Source organism: Oleiharenicola lentus, assembly GCF_004118375.1.
GTDB lineage: Bacteria > Verrucomicrobiota > Verrucomicrobiia > Opitutales > Opitutaceae > Lacunisphaera > Lacunisphaera lenta.
In genome coordinates this window covers 1,025,706-1,041,594 of the sequence record NZ_SDHX01000002.1, presented here as the reverse complement: position 1 = coordinate 1,041,594, position 15,889 = coordinate 1,025,706, and the positions used below count along the sequence as shown (strand labels likewise).

The 15,889-nt window shown below is 66.2% G+C and carries 14 protein-coding genes; 11 read left to right on the top strand and 3 right to left on the bottom strand.

Annotation, left to right across the window (positions count from 1 at the left end; translation table 11 throughout):
- The first annotated feature begins 31 nt into the window (after positions 1 to 31).
- The 8 genes from ESB00_RS18030 (at position 32) to galK (ending at position 10,410) form a co-directional block, all read left to right on the top strand.
- Positions 32 to 988, top strand: a complete 957-nt coding sequence (locus tag ESB00_RS18030) for a transketolase family protein (RefSeq protein ID WP_425465756.1) — start codon at positions 32 to 34, stop codon at positions 986 to 988.
- A gap of 103 nt (positions 989 to 1,091) precedes the next feature.
- Positions 1,092 to 2,564, top strand: a complete 1,473-nt coding sequence (locus ESB00_RS18025; RefSeq protein ID WP_129049421.1) for an FGGY family carbohydrate kinase — start codon at positions 1,092 to 1,094, stop codon at positions 2,562 to 2,564.
- 393 nt (positions 2,565 to 2,957) lie between these two features.
- Positions 2,958 to 5,660, top strand: coding sequence for a TonB-dependent receptor (locus ESB00_RS18020; RefSeq protein WP_129049419.1), 2,703 nt, complete (start codon positions 2,958 to 2,960; stop codon positions 5,658 to 5,660).
- A 588-nt stretch (positions 5,661 to 6,248) separates the two neighbouring features.
- Positions 6,249 to 7,778 (top strand): glucuronyl esterase domain-containing protein, encoded by a 1,530-nt coding sequence (locus ESB00_RS18015; protein ID WP_129049417.1) that lies wholly within the window; start codon positions 6,249 to 6,251, stop codon positions 7,776 to 7,778.
- Positions 7,779 to 8,049: 271 nt separating this feature from the next.
- Entirely contained in the window at positions 8,050 to 8,265 is a 216-nt protein-coding gene (locus ESB00_RS19920) for an ORF6N domain-containing protein (RefSeq protein ID WP_218938782.1), read from the top strand.
- 54 nt (positions 8,266 to 8,319) lie between these two features.
- Positions 8,320 to 8,637: a hypothetical protein gene (locus tag ESB00_RS19915; protein WP_218938781.1), complete on the top strand. Its 318-nt coding sequence runs from the start codon at positions 8,320 to 8,322 to the stop codon at positions 8,635 to 8,637.
- A gap of 121 nt (positions 8,638 to 8,758) precedes the next feature.
- Positions 8,759 to 8,902, top strand: coding sequence for a hypothetical protein (locus tag ESB00_RS19775; RefSeq protein WP_164976302.1), 144 nt, complete (start codon positions 8,759 to 8,761; stop codon positions 8,900 to 8,902).
- A 380-nt stretch (positions 8,903 to 9,282) separates the two neighbouring features.
- Complete coding sequence (gene galK, locus ESB00_RS18005) at positions 9,283 to 10,410, top strand: galactokinase (RefSeq protein ID WP_246026521.1); 1,128 nt, start codon at positions 9,283 to 9,285, stop codon at positions 10,408 to 10,410.
- Between the two features lie 87 nt (positions 10,411 to 10,497).
- Here galK and ESB00_RS18000 read toward each other — a convergent pair whose 3' ends face one another.
- Complete coding sequence (locus ESB00_RS18000; protein ID WP_129049413.1) at positions 10,498 to 10,839, bottom strand: cupin domain-containing protein; 342 nt, start codon at positions 10,837 to 10,839, stop codon at positions 10,498 to 10,500.
- A 238-nt stretch (positions 10,840 to 11,077) separates the two neighbouring features.
- On the opposite strand from ESB00_RS18000, the gene ESB00_RS17995 reads away from it, so the two are divergent.
- Together ESB00_RS17995 and ESB00_RS17990 are read left to right on the top strand one after the other, a co-directional pair.
- Positions 11,078 to 13,135 carry a carbon starvation CstA family protein gene (locus ESB00_RS17995; RefSeq protein WP_129049412.1) on the top strand — a complete coding sequence of 686 codons (2,058 nt, stop codon included), beginning with the start codon at positions 11,078 to 11,080 and terminating at the stop codon, positions 13,133 to 13,135.
- The gene (locus ESB00_RS17990; protein ID WP_129049410.1) at positions 13,132 to 13,575 is read left to right on the top strand and encodes a metallophosphoesterase family protein; all 444 of its coding nucleotides are present in this window, start codon (positions 13,132 to 13,134) and stop codon (positions 13,573 to 13,575) included. Before ESB00_RS17995 ends, ESB00_RS17990 begins: the two co-directional genes overlap by 4 nt.
- A 12-nt stretch (positions 13,576 to 13,587) precedes the next feature.
- On the opposite strand, the gene ESB00_RS17985 is transcribed toward ESB00_RS17990, so the two are convergent.
- Both ESB00_RS17985 and ESB00_RS17980 read right to left on the bottom strand, forming a co-directional pair.
- The gene (locus ESB00_RS17985; protein WP_129049408.1) at positions 13,588 to 14,391 is read right to left on the bottom strand and encodes a hypothetical protein; all 804 of its coding nucleotides are present in this window, start codon (positions 14,389 to 14,391) and stop codon (positions 13,588 to 13,590) included.
- A complete protein-coding gene (locus ESB00_RS17980) occupies positions 14,388 to 14,897 on the bottom strand; it encodes a type II secretion system protein (RefSeq protein WP_129049406.1) in 510 nt (169 codons plus the stop codon). The genes ESB00_RS17985 and ESB00_RS17980 overlap by 4 nt, the downstream gene beginning before the upstream one ends.
- A gap of 276 nt (positions 14,898 to 15,173) precedes the next feature.
- Here ESB00_RS17980 and ESB00_RS17975 point away from each other — a divergent pair, with 276 nt between their 5' ends.
- Positions 15,174 to 15,839: a M48 family metallopeptidase gene (locus tag ESB00_RS17975; RefSeq protein WP_246026520.1), complete on the top strand. Its 666-nt coding sequence runs from the start codon at positions 15,174 to 15,176 to the stop codon at positions 15,837 to 15,839.
- Positions 15,840 to 15,889 lie beyond the last annotated feature (50 nt).

Genomic DNA, 15,889 nt, shown 5'->3' with positions numbered 1-15,889 from the left:
CCCGTCCATGTTCACGCCGGCCGCCAAGGCCATGGCCGAGAAGCTCGGTCTCAAGAAAGGCCGCGCCAACCTTGAGGAGTTTGCCGACACGCTGCAGCAGCTCGCCACGGCCGACAAAAACCTCGTGGCCGTCACCTCCGACTCGCGCGGTTCCGGCAAGCTCGCGCCCTACGGCAAGGCGCTGCCCAAGCAGATCGTCGAGGTGGGCATCGCCGAGCAGAACCTCGTCGGCATCACCGCCGGCCTCGCCGCCTGCGGCAAGAAGGCCTTCGGCGTCTCACCGTCGTGCTTCCTCACCGCCCGCTCGCTCGAGCAGATCAAGAACGACGTCTGCTACTCCAACGTCCCGGCCGTGCTCGTGGGCATCAGCTCCGGCGTGAGCTACGGCGCACTTGGCTCGACGCACCACTCGCTCCACGATTTCGCGGTCCTGCGCGCGATCAACAACCTCACGCTCATCGCGCCGGCCGACAACTTCGAGACCCGCGAGGCCGTGAAGTTCGCCGCGGCGGCCAAGCGCCCGGTCTTCCTGCGCTTCGGCAAGGCCGCGATGCTGGATGTGATTCCCGCCGGCACGAAATTCGAAGCCGGCCAGGCCATCACCCTGCGCGAGGGCAAGGACGTCGCCTTCCTCGCCAGCGGCGAGACCGTCATCCACGCGCTCCTCGCGGCCGCTCATCTGGCCGAAGCCGGCCTCTCGGCGCGCGTGCTCAGTTTCCACACGATCAAGCCGCTCGACACCGCCGCCGTGCTCGCCGCCGGACGCGAGTGCCGCGCCGTCGTCACGGTGGAGGAACACATGGTCCACGGCGGGCTGGGTGAAGCCGTCGCCGCCACGCTCCTCGCCGCCGGCCTTGCCCCGCGCTTCAAAATCGTCGGCCTGCCCGACGAAGACACCGTCACCGGCGCCCAGGCCGACATCTTCCGGCATTATGGGATCAGCATGGAAGGACTGGCCGAGACGGCGCGGGGATTGCTGAAAACCTGAAACCTGAAAGCTGAAACCTGAAATGAAGGCAGCCACATACCGGGGCTCGGATTACATCCTCAGCTCTCAGGTTTCAGGTCTCAGGTTTCGTCTTTAGTCTCCCATGCCCCTCTTCCTCGCCCTCGACCAAAGCACCTCGGCCACGAAGGCGTTGCTCTTCGACGCGGCCGGCCACGCGCTCGATCGCGAATCCCGCGATCACGTGCAGCACTACCCGCAGCCGGGCTGGGTCGAGCACGACGCCGAGGAAATCTGGCAGAACACGCTCACGGTCCTGCGCACGCTGTTGGCGCGCAACCCCGACAAAGTCGGGGAGATCGCCGCGCTTTCGATCACGAACCAGCGCGAGACCATCCTCGTCTTCGAGCGCGGCACCGGCCGGCCGCTGCATCGCGCGCTCGTCTGGCAGGATCGCCGCGGCGACGGCTTCTGCGCGGCGGCGAAAAGGCACGAGTCGCTCGTGCACCGGACCACCGGCCTGAAGATCGACGGCTACTTCTCCGCCTCGAAGCTCCAGTGGCTGGTGCATAATCAACCCGGACTGAAGGCTAAGCTTGCCGACGGCTCCGCCCTCATCGGCACGATCGACGCCTACCTCATCTACCGGCTCACCGGCGGTCAGGTCTTCGCCACCGACACGACCAACGCCTCGCGCACGCTCCTCTACGACATCGGCCGCCTCGCGTGGAATGACGAACTCTGCGCGCTCTGGGAAGTGCCCCGCCGCGCCCTGCCCGAGGTGCGCGACTGCTCAGCGTCGTTCGGAGAGACGACGCTGAGTGGTGAGCTTGTCGAACCATTGCCGATCTGCGGCGTCATGGGCGACTCGCAGGCCTCGCTCTTCGCCCAGCGCTGCTATGCGCCCGGTGCGGCCAAGGTCACCTTCGGCACCGGCTCCTCGCTCCTGCTCAACATCGGCGACACACCGCGCTTTTCGGCGCAGGGCGTGCTGACCGCGCTCGCCTGGTCGCACGCCGGCCGGCCGACCTACGCCTTCGAGGGCATCATCATTTCGTCCGCCTCGACGCTCACCTGGTTGCGCGACCAGCTCGGCCTCGCGGCCGACGTGCCCGCCATCGAGCAACTCGCTCTCGCCGTGCCCGACAACGGCGGCGTGCATCTCGTGCCCGCGTTCACCGGCCTCGGCCTGCCGCACTGGCGGCCCGACGCGCGTGCGGCGATCCTCGGCCTCTCGAGTCACAGTGACCGGCGTCATGTCGCGCGCGCAGCCTTTGAGTCCATCGCGTTTCAGGTGCGCGACGCGCTCGACGCCATGCGCGCGGAGGCGGGCGTGCCGCTCACGGCGCTGCACGGCGACGGTGGACCCACGGCCAGCAAATTTCTCATGCAATTCTGCGCCGATCTCTGCGGCGTGGATCTGCGCGTGGCGACGATGCCCGACTGTTCGCCGCTCGGCGCGGTGCTGGCGGGACAGCTCGGACTTGGCCTGCAGCGCGACCTTGCCGGACTCGCCGCGCTCACGCGCGACGAGGTCATTTATCAGCCAAAACTGGCGGCGGAAAAAGTTGCGGCGCTGCACGACGGTTGGCGGCAGGCGGTAGGTCGCACGCTGTAGTTCCGAATCGGGGCAAATCAGGCCGGATCTGTGCGTCGCCCAAAATGGGTTAGAATACCGTAACATTTCGGCCAACGATGGGGAGTGTTATCGTGAAAATTCATCTATGATGTGCGCCGTTACCCCGCGAATCCCCCGCGTTTTTTTGACGGCACCTTTCACCCCCCAGCTGTTCCCCGCCAGCAACGGATAGATCCGAGCCTTCTGGATCGTTCCCCCACCACAACTTCCGTGGACGCCACTGTCCATCGCCACGCCCAGATTTTCCGTGTGCATCGGTTGCCCCGATGCCGTGCGGGAAAGGCGGCGTGAAGCGCGTCCCTTCAACCCCGCCCTTTTCTGTAACCCACTCCCAGGCGTCCGGAATCGTTCCTGCGCCACCTCTCAAACCCCATGCAAACGACACTGAAATCACGTGCGAGCGCCGGTCTCCTGGCGCTCTTGACCGTCGGCTGGACACCCCTGTTCGGCCAGACCACGACTCCGAGCGAATCCGACAAAAAGAACGAGGAGGGCGTCGTCACGCTCGACAAGCTCGTCGTCACCGGCCTGCGCGGCAGTCTTACCTCGGCCGCCGAGATCAAGCAGTCCAAGATGGAGATCGTTGACGCCATCGTCGCGAGCGACATCGACAAGCTGCCCGACATCAACGTTTCTTACGCGCTCTCCCGCGTGCCCGGCGTGCAGCTGGCCCACACCTTCTCGGGCCTGGGCGGCAACGGCGCGGTGACGATCCGCGGCCTCAACCAGATCACCAACACGCTGGACGGACGCCAGGTCCTCACGCCGGGCGGCATCGCCAACGGCACGGCCGGCGTCGGTGTCGGTCAGCGCAATTTCGACTACTCGCAGATTCCCTCCGCCCTGATCGCCGGCATCGACGTGTACAAGACCGCGGCCGCGAACCAGATCGACGGCGGCCTTGGCGGCCTGGTGAACGTCCGCATGCGCAAGCCCTTCGACTTCCCCGACGGCTTCGGCGGCGGCGCGACCGTCGGCACCTCCTACTCGTCGCTCCACCGGAAGAACGAGCAAAACTACAACGTCTTTGGCAACGCCACCGCCAAGACCGACTTCGGCAAGATCGGACTGCTCGTCGCGGTGAGCGACATCGCCACGCCCTGGCGCGAGGACGCGATCGGCATCGGCAACCCCATCGCCAACACGACCGTCACGACCGGCGTCGCGACCGCGCTGTCCTCGAGCGGTTACAACGTCAGCTCCTCCTACGGCCGGTTCAAGACCAACGGTTCCAACACGGTGCTCGAGTGGGAGCCCAACGAGCGCTGGCAGTTCTATGTCGGCTACAACCCGAACAAGTGGCGGAACACCCAGGACACGATGCAATTCACGACCGCCCTGACCGCCGCCAATTCCGTGGCCGGCTCCGGCGTGATGTTCGACGGCAGCAACACCGCCGTGCGCGCCGCGAGCTTCGCCAACGTCACCGGCACCGCCTACGGCCTCATCCGTGACCTCCAGAACAAGCTCGACATGGTCTTCGCCGGCGGCCGCTTCGCCGAGGGCGATCTCACCGTGCTGTTCGACGCCAACCGCTTCAAGAGCTCGAACCGGTTCCACAACAACCTCGTGTTCGCCTCCGTCACCATCCCGTCGCTCTCCTACGACCTCGCCGGCGAGATTCCTTCGGTGCGCATCGGCGGTGTCAGCCTGCAGGACCCGAGCGTCTATCGCCTCAACCAGGTCAACTACCGCCTCTTCCCCTCCAACTCCGAGGGCAAGGCCGCGCGCATCGACGCCGAGTATAACATCAAGCGGGGCTTCCTCTCCAAGATCGTCGGCGGCATGCGCTACTCGACGACGACCAGCGACAATTACCCGACGGGCCTCTTCCTCGGCTCCTTCACCATCCCGGGCACGGCCAATCAGCTGAGCCAGTATCCGGGCCTCTGGCGTCCGACCCCGGTCCAGGACTTCTTCGCCGGTTACAGCCAGCCCCAGATTCCCGCCTACCTCGCGGGCGACACCGCGATCATGCGCGACGCCAACGCCTTCTACAAGGCCTACGGCGCCACCAACACGCCGGACACCTCGGCGACCGTCAACCGCCTCAGCCTCTTCGACATCGAGGAGACGACGACCGCCTTCTATGTCATGCCCCAGTTTTCGGGCACGGTCGGCGGTTACACCGTCGAGGGCAACTTTGGCCTCCGGGCCGTGCAGACCAAGGAGGATACCAACGGCTTCCAGGGCCCCAACTCGGCCTCCGCCGTGCCGCTCAACCTGCAGAGCTCCTACTGGAACTATCTGCCGAGCTTCAACGGCCGCGTCCGCCTGAACGACCATCTCTTCTTCCGCGCGGCCTTCTCGAAGACGATCACGCGGCCGAACTTCGGCTCGCTGTCGCCCTCGCTCACGCTCAACGCCAACCCCGTGAACCCGGCCCTCAACTCCGGCTCGCAGGGCAATCCCGACCTCAAGCCCATCCGCGGCACCAACGTGGACCTCTCGCTGGAATACTACTTCAACAAGTCCGACCTGGTCTATGTCGCCGCCTTCAACAAGGACGTGAAGGGCTTCATCGCCAGCTTCTCCGAGCAGCGCACCTATGACGGCGTCACCTACGTGATCAGCACGTCGCGCAACCTGAACCCGGCGACGATCAAGGGCCTCGAGGTCGGCTTCCAGCACTTCTTCTCCTCGCTGCCCGCACCGTTCGACGGCCTCGGCCTGCAGGCGAACTACACCTATGTGGACAGCTCCACGCCCACCACCGTCACGGGCGCCGGCACGGTCACGACGCCGCTCACGAACCTCTCGAAGCGCAGCTACAACATCGTGGCGATGTATGAAAAGGGACCGGTCTCGGCCCGCCTCGCGTATAACTACCGGGCGGACTTCGTCACGGGCTTCGCCTACTTCGTGAACGCCGGCCTGCTCAGCCAGACGATGCTCGGCTACGCCGATCTCGACGCCTCGTTCAACTACAGCCTCACGAAAAACCTGCAGTTCGCGCTCCAGGGCGTGAACCTCACGAACAAGCTCCGCTACCAGGTCTATGGCACCAAGATGGTGCCCTCGAACATCTACCTCGATGGTCGTCAGGTGCTGGCCAGCGTGACGCTGCGTTTCTGACAAATCCTTGGCTAAGGGTAGCCACGCTCCGGGGAGTCTCTGCGCGCAGCACCGCAGGACCCCCGGGGCATTTGGCGCCGTCCGACCCGCGCCAGTCGCCGGCGGGAGGAAACCAGAGAGTTAGTCGAGACCTGAAAGCTGAAACCTGGAAGCTGAGGATGTATGGCAGTGGGGTAACCACGAAAAACACGAAGCACACGAAAAGGGGAGCCAATGATCCCGAAGGTGCCCACGAAATACACGGAAGGCGGGACAGATTTCTCGCGAAGGAAGCGAAGGTAGGTTGGGTTGGGACTTCGTCTCCTTCGTGGTCTTCGTGAGAGATAAACTGTGGACTCCTGTCCCTGCGCTTTCGCGCAGGGCTACGAAGTGAAGGCCAAGATCCGGTCCCTGGCAGTTCCATTCCGTGTATTCTGTGTGTTCCGTGGGCCATCCCGTTCATACGTTAGCCCGGAAAAATTCCGTCCTTGTGTGCGGCTGGTTTGAATCCGTGTCCATCTGTGGTTAATCCTGCCTTGATCCCCTTCTTGCCGCCGCACCCCGTCTCCGCGACCTCTGCGGTCTTCGCGTTTCAACTGCTTTTCTAAAATGAATCCCACCCCCCGTCTCGCCGCTTTCCTCCTGACCGCCTGTTCCGCGACCCTGCTGCACGCCCAGGCGCCTGCCCCGGCGGCCCCCACAGCCCCGACGGCCATTGCGGCGCGGGCTCCTTCGACAGGCTCAGGACAGGGCAAGCCGGATTTCACCAAGCCGTTCTGGGAGCAGAGCCAGGCGGACCGGCAGCTGGTCAACCGGCTGTCGCAGGAGGATCACCAGGATATGCTGAGGCAGCTCGGGATCACCAAGCTCCGCCCAGGCCGCAACCCCAACGCCGGTTCGACCAACCCACCCAACTACGACCCGACCAAGGCCAACCCTTTCCCCGACTGGCCCGAGCTCATGGTGGCGAAGGACGGCACGAAGATCACCACGCCCGAGCAGTGGTGGCAGAAACGCCGCCCCGAAATCATCGAGGACCTCGAGCGTGAGATCGTCGGTCGCCTCCCCGCCGGCGTGCCCAAGGTGGAGTGGGAGGTCACCGAGACCGTGAACACGAAGGTCGGCGGCGTGCCCGTCATCGCCCGCCGGCTGGTCGGTATCGTGGACAATTCCGCCTGCCCCGAAATCGCCGTGACCATCAAGATGGCCGTCGTCCTGCCCGCCGAGGCGTCCGGCCCCGTGCCGGTGCTGATCATGTTTGGTTCGGCCGCGATGCCAGACGAGCCGCCGTTCCGTTTTCCCGGCGTGGCCGAGCCCGCCGCGCCGCCGTCCAATCAGCAGCTGATCCAGGCCGGCTGGGGCTACGTCGCGCTCAATCCCGCCAGCATCCAGCCCGACAACGGCGCCGGTCTCACGTCCGGCATCATCGGCCTGACCAACAAGGGGGCCCGCCGCACGCCCGAGCAATGGGGCGCCCTCCGCGCCTGGGCCTGGGGTGCGGCCCGTGCGCTCGACTACCTTGAGACCCTGCCCGCGGCCGACGCCAAGCGCGTGGGCATCGAGGGCGTGTCGCGCTACGGCAAGGCCGCGCTGGTCACGCTTGCGCTCGAGCCGCGTTTCGCCTTCGGCCTGATCGCCTCGTCGGGCGAAGGCGGCACCAAGCCGCACCGCCGCGACTTCGGCGAGACGGTGGAGAACCTCGCCGGCTCCGGCGCCTACCACTGGATGGCCGGCAACTTCGTGAAATACGCCGCCGAGGAGTCGTCCTTCGGCCGCAAGACCGCCCACGACATTCCGCTCGACGCGCACTTCCGCCTCGCCCTCTGCGCCCCGCGCCCGACCTTCGTCAGCTACGGCGTCCCCGAGAGAGGCGACGCCCACTGGCTCGACGCGCAGGGCAGCTACATGGCGACCGTCGCCGCCGGCGAAGCCTTCCGGCTCCTTGGCGTGAAGGATGTCGGCGACCCCACGAACTACCGCGCGGCGCTGTTGCCCTCCGCCACCTTCGGCCGCCTCGACGGCGTCCTCGCCTGGCGCCAACACGACGGGGGCCACGAGAGCCGCAGCAACCTGAGCCACTTCCTCGTCTGGGCGAACAAGCTGATCGGGCACACTCCGCCGCCTGCGGCGGCGAAGTGAGGCAAACAGCCAAGCGCCAAGTGTGAAGGGTCGAAGAGTCCCCTGCTCAGGCTGAGGGTGACTCAGGCTGAATCCGGTGGGAGCGTGCTTGCACGCGAACTCATGAAGCGTCGTGACGCAGACAAGCCCGCTTCAGCCCTCCGGCGGCTTTGGTCTTGGCGCAAGGCGACGCGATGGTTTGCTTCGGGTTGGGCCGACGCACACCGCTTGTCCCGCCAAGTCTTGCACGAGGCGGACCGTCTCCGCGGTTAATTTGAACTAACGTCGCCCCATGTCCTCCCCCGATGCCGATCCCTTGGCCGGCCGCATTTTCACGATCCGCGGTCAGCGCGTGATGCTCGATACCGACCTCGCCCGGTTGTATGGCGTGGCGACTTTTCGTTTCAACGAGGCGGTGAAGCGCAATGCCGATAAGTTTCCCGAAGACTTCCGGTTCCAACTTACGCGGGAAGAGCAGGCCAGCCTGATATCGCAATTTCCGGCTTGAAGTTCGGATGCTGCTGGTATGGAATTGGTTAAAGGTAACTCATCGCAATTTGCGATGAGATCCAGACGCGGGGCACGGTATCGTCCCTGGGCCTTCAACGAGCACGGCTGCCTGATGGCGGCGACGGTGCTGAACAGCCCCCGGGCAGTGCAGATGAGCCTCTATATTGTCCGGGCGTTCGTGCAAATGCGCGAGGCACTGGCGACCAACGCGACCATCCTCAAGCGACTGGCTGAGATCGACAAGACGTTGCTGGAGCACAACAGCGCTTTGCTGGCGCTATGGAAGAAGCTCAAGCCGCTGCTGACACCGCCGCCGGAGCCACCGGCCAAGGAGATGGGGTTTCATGTGACCTTGAAACGGAAACGGTGATACAACTGCGACTGGTGTGACCAAGTTTGTCACCCACTATTCCGACCGAAGAAAGGTGCGGGCGGCGCGCCCGCGCACCACGGCGGAATGAGCCTCACACGCGGACCCACACCCCGCGCTGTTGCCCTCCGCCACCTTCGGCCGCTTCGACGGCGTCCTCGCCTGGCGCCAGCACGACGGCGGCCACGAAAGCCGCAGCAACATGAGCCACTTCCTCGCCTGGGCGAACAAGCTGATCGGGAATGCCCCATCGGAGATAAAGTAAGCGGACGTAGCCCAGTCCTATTCGCTAGTCTGCGCTCCCGCGCAGGGCTACTGGAAACGTTGTCTCCCTGGAATCGGTCACCCTGAGCTAAGCGAAGGGGCCAACCGGGCTCGCGCCTTTTCTTGGTTCCTTCGCTTAGCTCAGGATGACGGGATCGAAAGTCATGCGCAGTTCGGGTCCCTGGTCAGAAGTCTGTTGTCCGTGGTCTGTGGTCCGTAGTCCCTTGTCCCTGGTCCTTGGTCGCGGCAACAAAGGCCCCCGCTTTCGGCCCGCGGCGGGACTCAGGCGCGGCTATGAATGGCGTGAGACGGCGGGGTTGCCGCGTGACACGTTTTTGGCGTGCCCTGCGGGGCGGGGTCTGTGAGGTTGGCCGCTCCGCCGTGAACACCTTCAGCGAACAATTCCGTAAGCATTTCAACCAGGCCCCTGCTGTTTTCGCCCGCGCGCCGGGGCGGGTCGAGTTCATCGGCAACCACACCGACTACAACGGTGGCGCCGTGCTCGGGGCGGCGATCAATCGCACCGTGACGGTGGCGGCGGCCGCCGCCCCGGCCGGACAATTTCACCTGCGCAGCACGGGCGGCGGCGCTCCCGTCGAGCTGGCGATTCTGCCCGGCGGACGCCTGACCGGTGAAGCGGCGTGGGCCAATTATCCGCTGGGCATCTGGCGCTCGCTGGGTGACTTCAAGCTGCCGCGGCCGGCGGGTTTCGACCTGCTGGTGGAATCCGACCTTCCGGCCGGGGCCGGCCTCAGCAGCAGCGCCGCGCTCGAGCTCGCGACCGCCCTGGCCCTGCTCAAGCTGGCCGGCGGCACCCTCACGCCCGACCAGCTGGCGGCCCTCGGCCGCCACGCCGAAAACACCTACGTCGGCGTGCCCTGCGGCATCCTCGACCAGGGGACGAGCGCCTTCGGCGCGGCCGGACACCTCGTGCACATCGACTGCCGCGGCCCGGTCTTCACCCGGGTGCCGCTGCCGGCGAACACCCACCTGTGGATTTTCAACACCAAGGAAAAGCACGCGCTGGTGGACGGGCTTTACGCGACGCGGCACCGCGAGTGCATGACCGCGGCCAAGATCCTCGGGGTGAAACTGCTCGCCGACCTCACGCCCGCGCAGTTCGCCGCGCAGGCCACCAAGCTCGACCCGGTGATCGCGAAGCGAGCCAAGCACATTGTCGAGGAGCACGCGCGGGTGGCCGAGACCGTGGCCGCGCTGGCCCGGGGCGATCTGGCGGCGGCAGGCCGGTTGCTCACCGCCTCGCACCGCAGCTCCCAACACCTGTTCGAAAACAGCACCCCGGCGCTCGACCGGTTGGTGGATCTGCTGGAGCCGCATCCGGCCGTGCTCGGCGCCCGCCTGACCGGCGGCGGCTTCGGCGGCGCCGTGATGGCGCTCACGCGCGATAATTTTGGTCAGGCCGAGGCGGAGAAAATCGCCGCCCAGGCAGGTTCCCGCCCCGAGATCATCCACCTGCAGGTGGCCGACGGGGCCCGGGTCGTGGGGTGATAGACGAGGGGGTAAGGAGGTGAAGGTGTGAGGAGAAGAGCTACGATCCTCAGGTTTCACACCTTCACCTCCCTCAGGTTTCGTATTTTAGTCGAACCACTCGTCGTGCGGGTCGAAGGCGGGGACGGGGATGTTCACGAAGCGGATTTGGCCGATGAGGCGGTGGCGGCAGCCGGGTTTGATCAGGATGCTGGTCAGCGGGCGCACCGGGTGCCGCTCGCCGTCGAGCTCGATGTGACCCTCGCCCTCGAGGATGAGATAAATCTCGGTGAGCTTTTTGTGGTAGTGGGTCTGCGTATCGACCTTGGCGTCCACGAGGTGGATCGTGGCGACGGGGTTGTCGGGGGTGGCGAAGGCGCGGCGCGACTGGCCGCAGGGGCAGGGAACCGGCGGAATGGCGTCAAGTTGGGCCAGGGCGAAAGCAGGCATGGGAGAGGGTGTGAGGGTGTGAAAGCTGAGGGTGTGAGGAGAATGGATAACCCGTGTAGGCGGAGGATACGGAAATACGGGGTCTCGTAAATCTTCAGGTTTGATTCGCCCAATCCCCCGCGGGGTGCGGTGCCATCCTCACCCCTTCACCCCCTCAGGTTTCACCCCCTCGGTATTTGCTTCTTTGCTCTTGGAGCGGGCGGGGCGGGGGCCTAGACACTGCGCCCGGTTGCCTTCCATGAAATTCCCCGCCTGGTTCAAGGTCCTCGTCTGGTCTCTCGTTGTCGCCTTGGGCGTTACCGCCGTCGGCGTGCTTGCCTGGTCGCGGGGGGAGCCGGTCAGCGCGCTGTGGGTCGTGGTGGCGGCGCTGTGCGTGTTTGCCGTGGCCTACCGGTTTCACTCGGCGTGGCTGCTGGCGAAGGTGCTGACGCTCGATGAGCTGCGCGCGCCGCCGTCGGTCGTGCGCGAGGACGGCAAGGACTACGTGCAGACGAACAAGTGGATCGTGTTCGGCCACCATTTCGCGGCGATCGCCGGGCCGGGCCCCCTGGTCGGGCCGGTGCTGGCGGCGCAGTTCGGTTTCATGCCCGGCATGCTGTGGATGCTGATCGGGGCCACGCTCGGCGGCGCCGTGCACGACAGCGTGATCCTGTTCTGCTCGGTGCGCCGCGGCGGCAAGTCGCTTGGCCAGATGGTGCGCGAGGAGGTCGGGCCCTTCGCCGGGCTGGCGGCGCTGGTGAGCATCGTGGCGATCATGATCATCCTGCTGGCCGTGCTCGGCCTGGTGGTGGTCAACGCGCTCGCCGAAAGCCCGTGGGGACTGTTCACGATCGCGGCGACCATGCCCATCGCGGTGCTGATGGGCTGCGGCCTGCGTTATGGCGGGCACGGCGCCCGCACACTCTGGTCGGTGAGCATTTTCGGGGTGCTGGCCCTGCTCGCGGCGGTCTGGGGCGGGCAACACGTGCACGGCTCGGCGCTCGAGGGCTGGCTCACGCTGAAGGGCACGACGCTGGCGTGGTGGATCATGGGCTACGGCATCGTGGCCTCGATCCTGCCGGTGTGGCTGCTGCTCGCGCCCCGCGATTACCTGAGCACGTTCATGAAGATCGGCACCGTGGCGGCCATGGGCATTGCGATCATCGTGCTGGCGCCGACGCTCAAGATGCCGGCGCTGACGAAGTTCATCGACGGCACCGGCCCGGTCGTGGCGGGGCCGCTCTTCCCGTTTGTGTTCATCACCATCGCCTGCGCGGCGGTGTCGGGCTTCCACTCGCTGATTTCCTCGGGCACGACGCCCAAGCTGCTGATGCGCGAGAGCCACATCCGCACGATCGGCTACGGGGCGATGGCCACGGAGATGGTGGTGGGCCTGATGGCGCTCATCGCCGCCTGCGCGATGGAGCCGGGCGAATATTTCGCCATCAACATGAAGGGCGAGGCCGCGGCGGTGACCGCGCGCGTGACCGAGCTGGGGTTTCCGGTGACGGTCGCGCAGATGGACCAGCTCGCCGCCGACGTGGGCGAGAAGACCATGGTCGGGCGCACCGGCGGCGCGCCGACCTTTGCCGTGGGCATGGCGCACATGTTCGCCGGCGTGCTCGGGTCCAAGGCCGCGCTCGCGCTCTGGTATCACTTCGCGATCATGTTCGAGGCGCTCTTCATCCTCACCACCATCGACGCCGGCACGCGCGTGGGGCGTTTCCTCGTGCAGGACCTGCTCGGGCTGGTGTCGAAGCGCCTGGCGGACACGGGCTCGTTCGCCGCCAACACGCTCGCCACGCTGCTCTTCGTGGGGGCCTGGGGCTGGTTCCTCTACCAGGGCGTGGTGGATCCGCTCGGCGGCATCAACTCGCTCTGGCCAATCTTCGGCGTGGCCAACCAGCTGCTCGCCGTCATCGCGCTCTCCCTCGGCACGACCGTGCTCATCAAGATGGGGCGTGCCCGCTACCTCTGGGTGACGCTGGCCCCGCTGGTCTGGCTGCTGTCGGTCACGATGAGCGCCGGCTGGCTGAAAATCTTCGCGGCCGATCCGCGGGTCGGCTTCCTGAGCGCGGCCGCCTCGCTCCAGGAGCGCATCGCCGGCGGCGGCACGGCGAAGCAGCTCGCCGACTGGGAGCATCTGGTGACGAACAACTACATCAACACCGCCGTGACGGGCACCTTCCTCGTGCTCGTGCTGCTCGTGGTGGCGGCCAACGCCCGCGTCTGGTGGCTGCTGCTCTCGGGCCGGCGGGCGGCGGAACTGCGCGAGGACGCCTACGTGCCGCTGACCCCGGCCCCGGCCACGAAGTGACCCGCATCGCCGTCATCGCCGACACGCACGACCGGGTGCCGCCCGGCCTGTTGGAGCGATTGGCGGCGGCGGACGAGATCTGGCACCTGGGCGACGTGTGCGCGCCCGAGGTGCTCGGGGAATTTGAGGCGCTCGGCCGCCCGGTTCAGGTCGTCATCGGCAACAACGAGTGGCACAACCTCTGGCCGTTCGAACGGCGGCTCGCGCGCGGCGGCCACGCCTTTCACCTGGTGCACATTCCTCCCGCCAAGGCGCCGGCCGGCGTGCGCTTTGTGTTGCACGGCCATACCCACGTGCCGCGGGACGAGACGGACGCGGCGGGTGTGCGCTGGCTGAATCCCGGGGCCCTGTGCCGGCCGCGAGACGGTTCGACGGTCGGATTTGCGTGGCTGACGGTGGCCGACGGGAAGCCGCCGGAGTGGCGGCGCGTCGCGCTCTGACCGCAGCCTGGCTTACTGCACCGCCAGCTGGGCGCGGCGGTATTGGAAGCGACCGACGTTGATGGCCTCGGGCGGCTCGGTGCCGGCAATAATGCCGAAGGAAGTGATCACGCAGGCGATGCTGCCACGTCGGCCGGCGCGAGCCTGCTCGTCCACGCGTGGGAGGCCCGGCTTGCCGTCCTTGCCGATTGAGGTCAGGAGCACGCGACCGTCGGACTGGATAATGACGAGATTGTTGCCGGGCGCCTTGCCCGTGGCGTAGCTGCCGGCAACGGTGGCGAAAACGGAGGCGCTCTCGCTCGGCGAGCTGATGAGCGTGATGTCGTCGGGGAGGTCGCTCAGGCGTTTTTGCGGGAGGCCGAAACGCAGGCCGACGGCGACGAGGATCACGGCGACGGCGAACAGGCCGATGACCTCGGCGGCGGATTTCAGCGGGCTGGACTGCTTGGCGTTGCCGCGCGCACGGATCGGCGGACGGGAACCGCTGCTGGGCGCCGTGGGATGGAACGGCGGGAGGTTGGCCAGCTCGGCCGGGCTGTCGATGGTCCAGAAATCGTCGAACAGCGAAATGCTCTTGTGGATGCGGATGCGCCCCTGATGGGCGACGATGCGGTAGGACTTGTCGCCGCGCTGCACCACCAGACCCGGCTCCGTGCCGACACTTGCGGACTGGTCGATCTTGGCGAGCTTCCCGGTCAGGCGGATGACTTCCTCCAGCGGCTGGTTGCCGCCGTGGTCGAGCCGTTCCGAGGCCGGCGCCACCGCCGAGGCATCGGCGGTCAGGTGAATGAGGGTGATGCGATAGGGACCGCTCATTTCTCGATGATGAACACCAGGGAATTGGTCGAGCCGACCTGGATGTTGCCGGTTTCAAGGACGCCGTCGTCCATTTGCTTGTCGATCATCAGGAACAGGGCCTCGTCGTCCGTGACGGGATTGCCGGAGGCGGTCTGCACCACGATGGCGGCTTTGGCGGTCACGCCGTCGGCGGGAATGTCGTAATTCCACTTATAAACGCCGCCGATCGGGGTTTTCTGGGCAAAGTTGGGCGAAATGGAGGCAACGAGATCGGCCGGGATCGTTTGCGGATCACCGTCGGCGGGCCAGCGGCCGTTCTGGAGGGCGAAAGTTTGAACCACGGTCGCAAACTGACGCAGGTCGTTTTCGAGCGCCGTGACCTTTGACCGCATCGTGAGATGCCGGTAGCCGGGCAAACCCGCCGCCGCCAAGAATCCGATGATCGCAACCACGACCATGACTTCCACGATCGTGAAAGCCCGCGCACGGCGGAAAGTCGGATGATTGCGAAGTAAACCGGACATCAGTGGGTAGCGAGGCGGGAGAGTAGAGTCGGTTTGGTCACCGCCGCAAGCATGGAGCGACAAAACTAGGCGCAAGCGTTGTGCGGTGATGCCAGAGCGACGATGAAAACACCCCCAGGTTTCGTCGGAAGAAAAAATATTCCGCGCTTGTGCGTAAGAATACGCAGACTGCGGGTGAAGTCGCGGCCTCCAGTCCCTTCGGACTCGTCAGCCTGGGTGTTTGTCCCTATCTCCGCGGCATTGAATTTGGAAAACGCAGCTTTGGTGAGCGGGACCATGCCGGAAATGGTCTTCAAGCGCAGCGTCCGGGCCCGTTCCTACCGGCTCACGCTGCGCAAGGACGGCGTGGCCGCGGTCACGATCCCGGCGCGCGGCTCCGAACGGGAAGCGCGGGAATTTGTCGCGCAGCATCAGGACTGGCTGGCCCGCGCGCGGGCGCGGCAAGCCCGGCGCCCGCGTCCGGCGGTTTCTTGGACGATCGGCACGTCCGTGTTGTGGCGGGGCGAGATGACGGAAATCCGCGCCGCGGCGGTGGGTGAGGCGCCCAAGGTCTGTCTCGCGTCGGACGTATTTCCCGTGCGCGCGCTGGAAGGTGATCTGCGCGCGGTGCTGGAGGCGCAGTTTGCCCGCCGGGCGAAGATCGAACTGCCGGCGCGCACCTGGGAGCTCGCCGCCGAGAAGGGGGCCGACGTGAAGCAGGTGACCGTGCGCAACCAGCGCTCGCGCTGGGGTTCCTGCTCCGTCGGCGGCACCATTTCGCTCAACTGGCGCCTCGTGCAGGCGCCGGAAAGCGTGCGCGACTACATCATCTGCCATGAGCTCGCGCACCTGCGGCAGATGAACCACTCGGACCGTTTCTGGGCGCAGGTGGAGGAATATTTTCCCGCCTGGCGCGAGGCCGAGCGCTGGCTGAAGCACGAGGGATCGCTGCTGGGGTTGTGAGGTGAAACCTGTGGAGGCGGGGTGCCCTCACCCCGCCTCCAGTTCCAGAG

Excerpts from the sequence above, each read along its gene's own strand:
- ESB00_RS19915 (WP_218938781.1), top strand. The coding sequence starts at position 8,320 with ATGAGATCCAGACGCGGGGCACGGTATCGTCCCTGGGCCTTCAACGAG.
- ESB00_RS18015 (WP_129049417.1), top strand. The coding sequence starts at position 6,249 with ATGAATCCCACCCCCCGTCTCGCCGCTTTCCTCCTGACCGCCTGTTCC.
- ESB00_RS17975 (WP_246026520.1), top strand. The coding sequence starts at position 15,174 with ATGCCGGAAATGGTCTTCAAGCGCAGCGTCCGGGCCCGTTCCTACCGG.
- ESB00_RS19920 (WP_218938782.1), top strand. The coding sequence starts at position 8,050 with ATGTCCTCCCCCGATGCCGATCCCTTGGCCGGCCGCATTTTCACGATC.
- ESB00_RS17985 (WP_129049408.1), bottom strand. The coding sequence starts at position 14,391 with ATGAGCGGTCCCTATCGCATCACCCTCATTCACCTGACCGCCGATGCC.
- ESB00_RS17980 (WP_129049406.1), bottom strand. The coding sequence starts at position 14,897 with ATGTCCGGTTTACTTCGCAATCATCCGACTTTCCGCCGTGCGCGGGCT.
- ESB00_RS18025 (WP_129049421.1), top strand. The coding sequence starts at position 1,092 with ATGCCCCTCTTCCTCGCCCTCGACCAAAGCACCTCGGCCACGAAGGCG.
- ESB00_RS18030 (WP_425465756.1), top strand. The coding sequence starts at position 32 with ATGGCCGAGAAGCTCGGTCTCAAGAAAGGCCGCGCCAACCTTGAGGAG.
- ESB00_RS18000 (WP_129049413.1), bottom strand. The coding sequence starts at position 10,839 with ATGCCTGCTTTCGCCCTGGCCCAACTTGACGCCATTCCGCCGGTTCCC.
- ESB00_RS18020 (WP_129049419.1), top strand. The coding sequence starts at position 2,958 with ATGCAAACGACACTGAAATCACGTGCGAGCGCCGGTCTCCTGGCGCTC.
- ESB00_RS17995 (WP_129049412.1), top strand. The coding sequence starts at position 11,078 with ATGAAATTCCCCGCCTGGTTCAAGGTCCTCGTCTGGTCTCTCGTTGTC.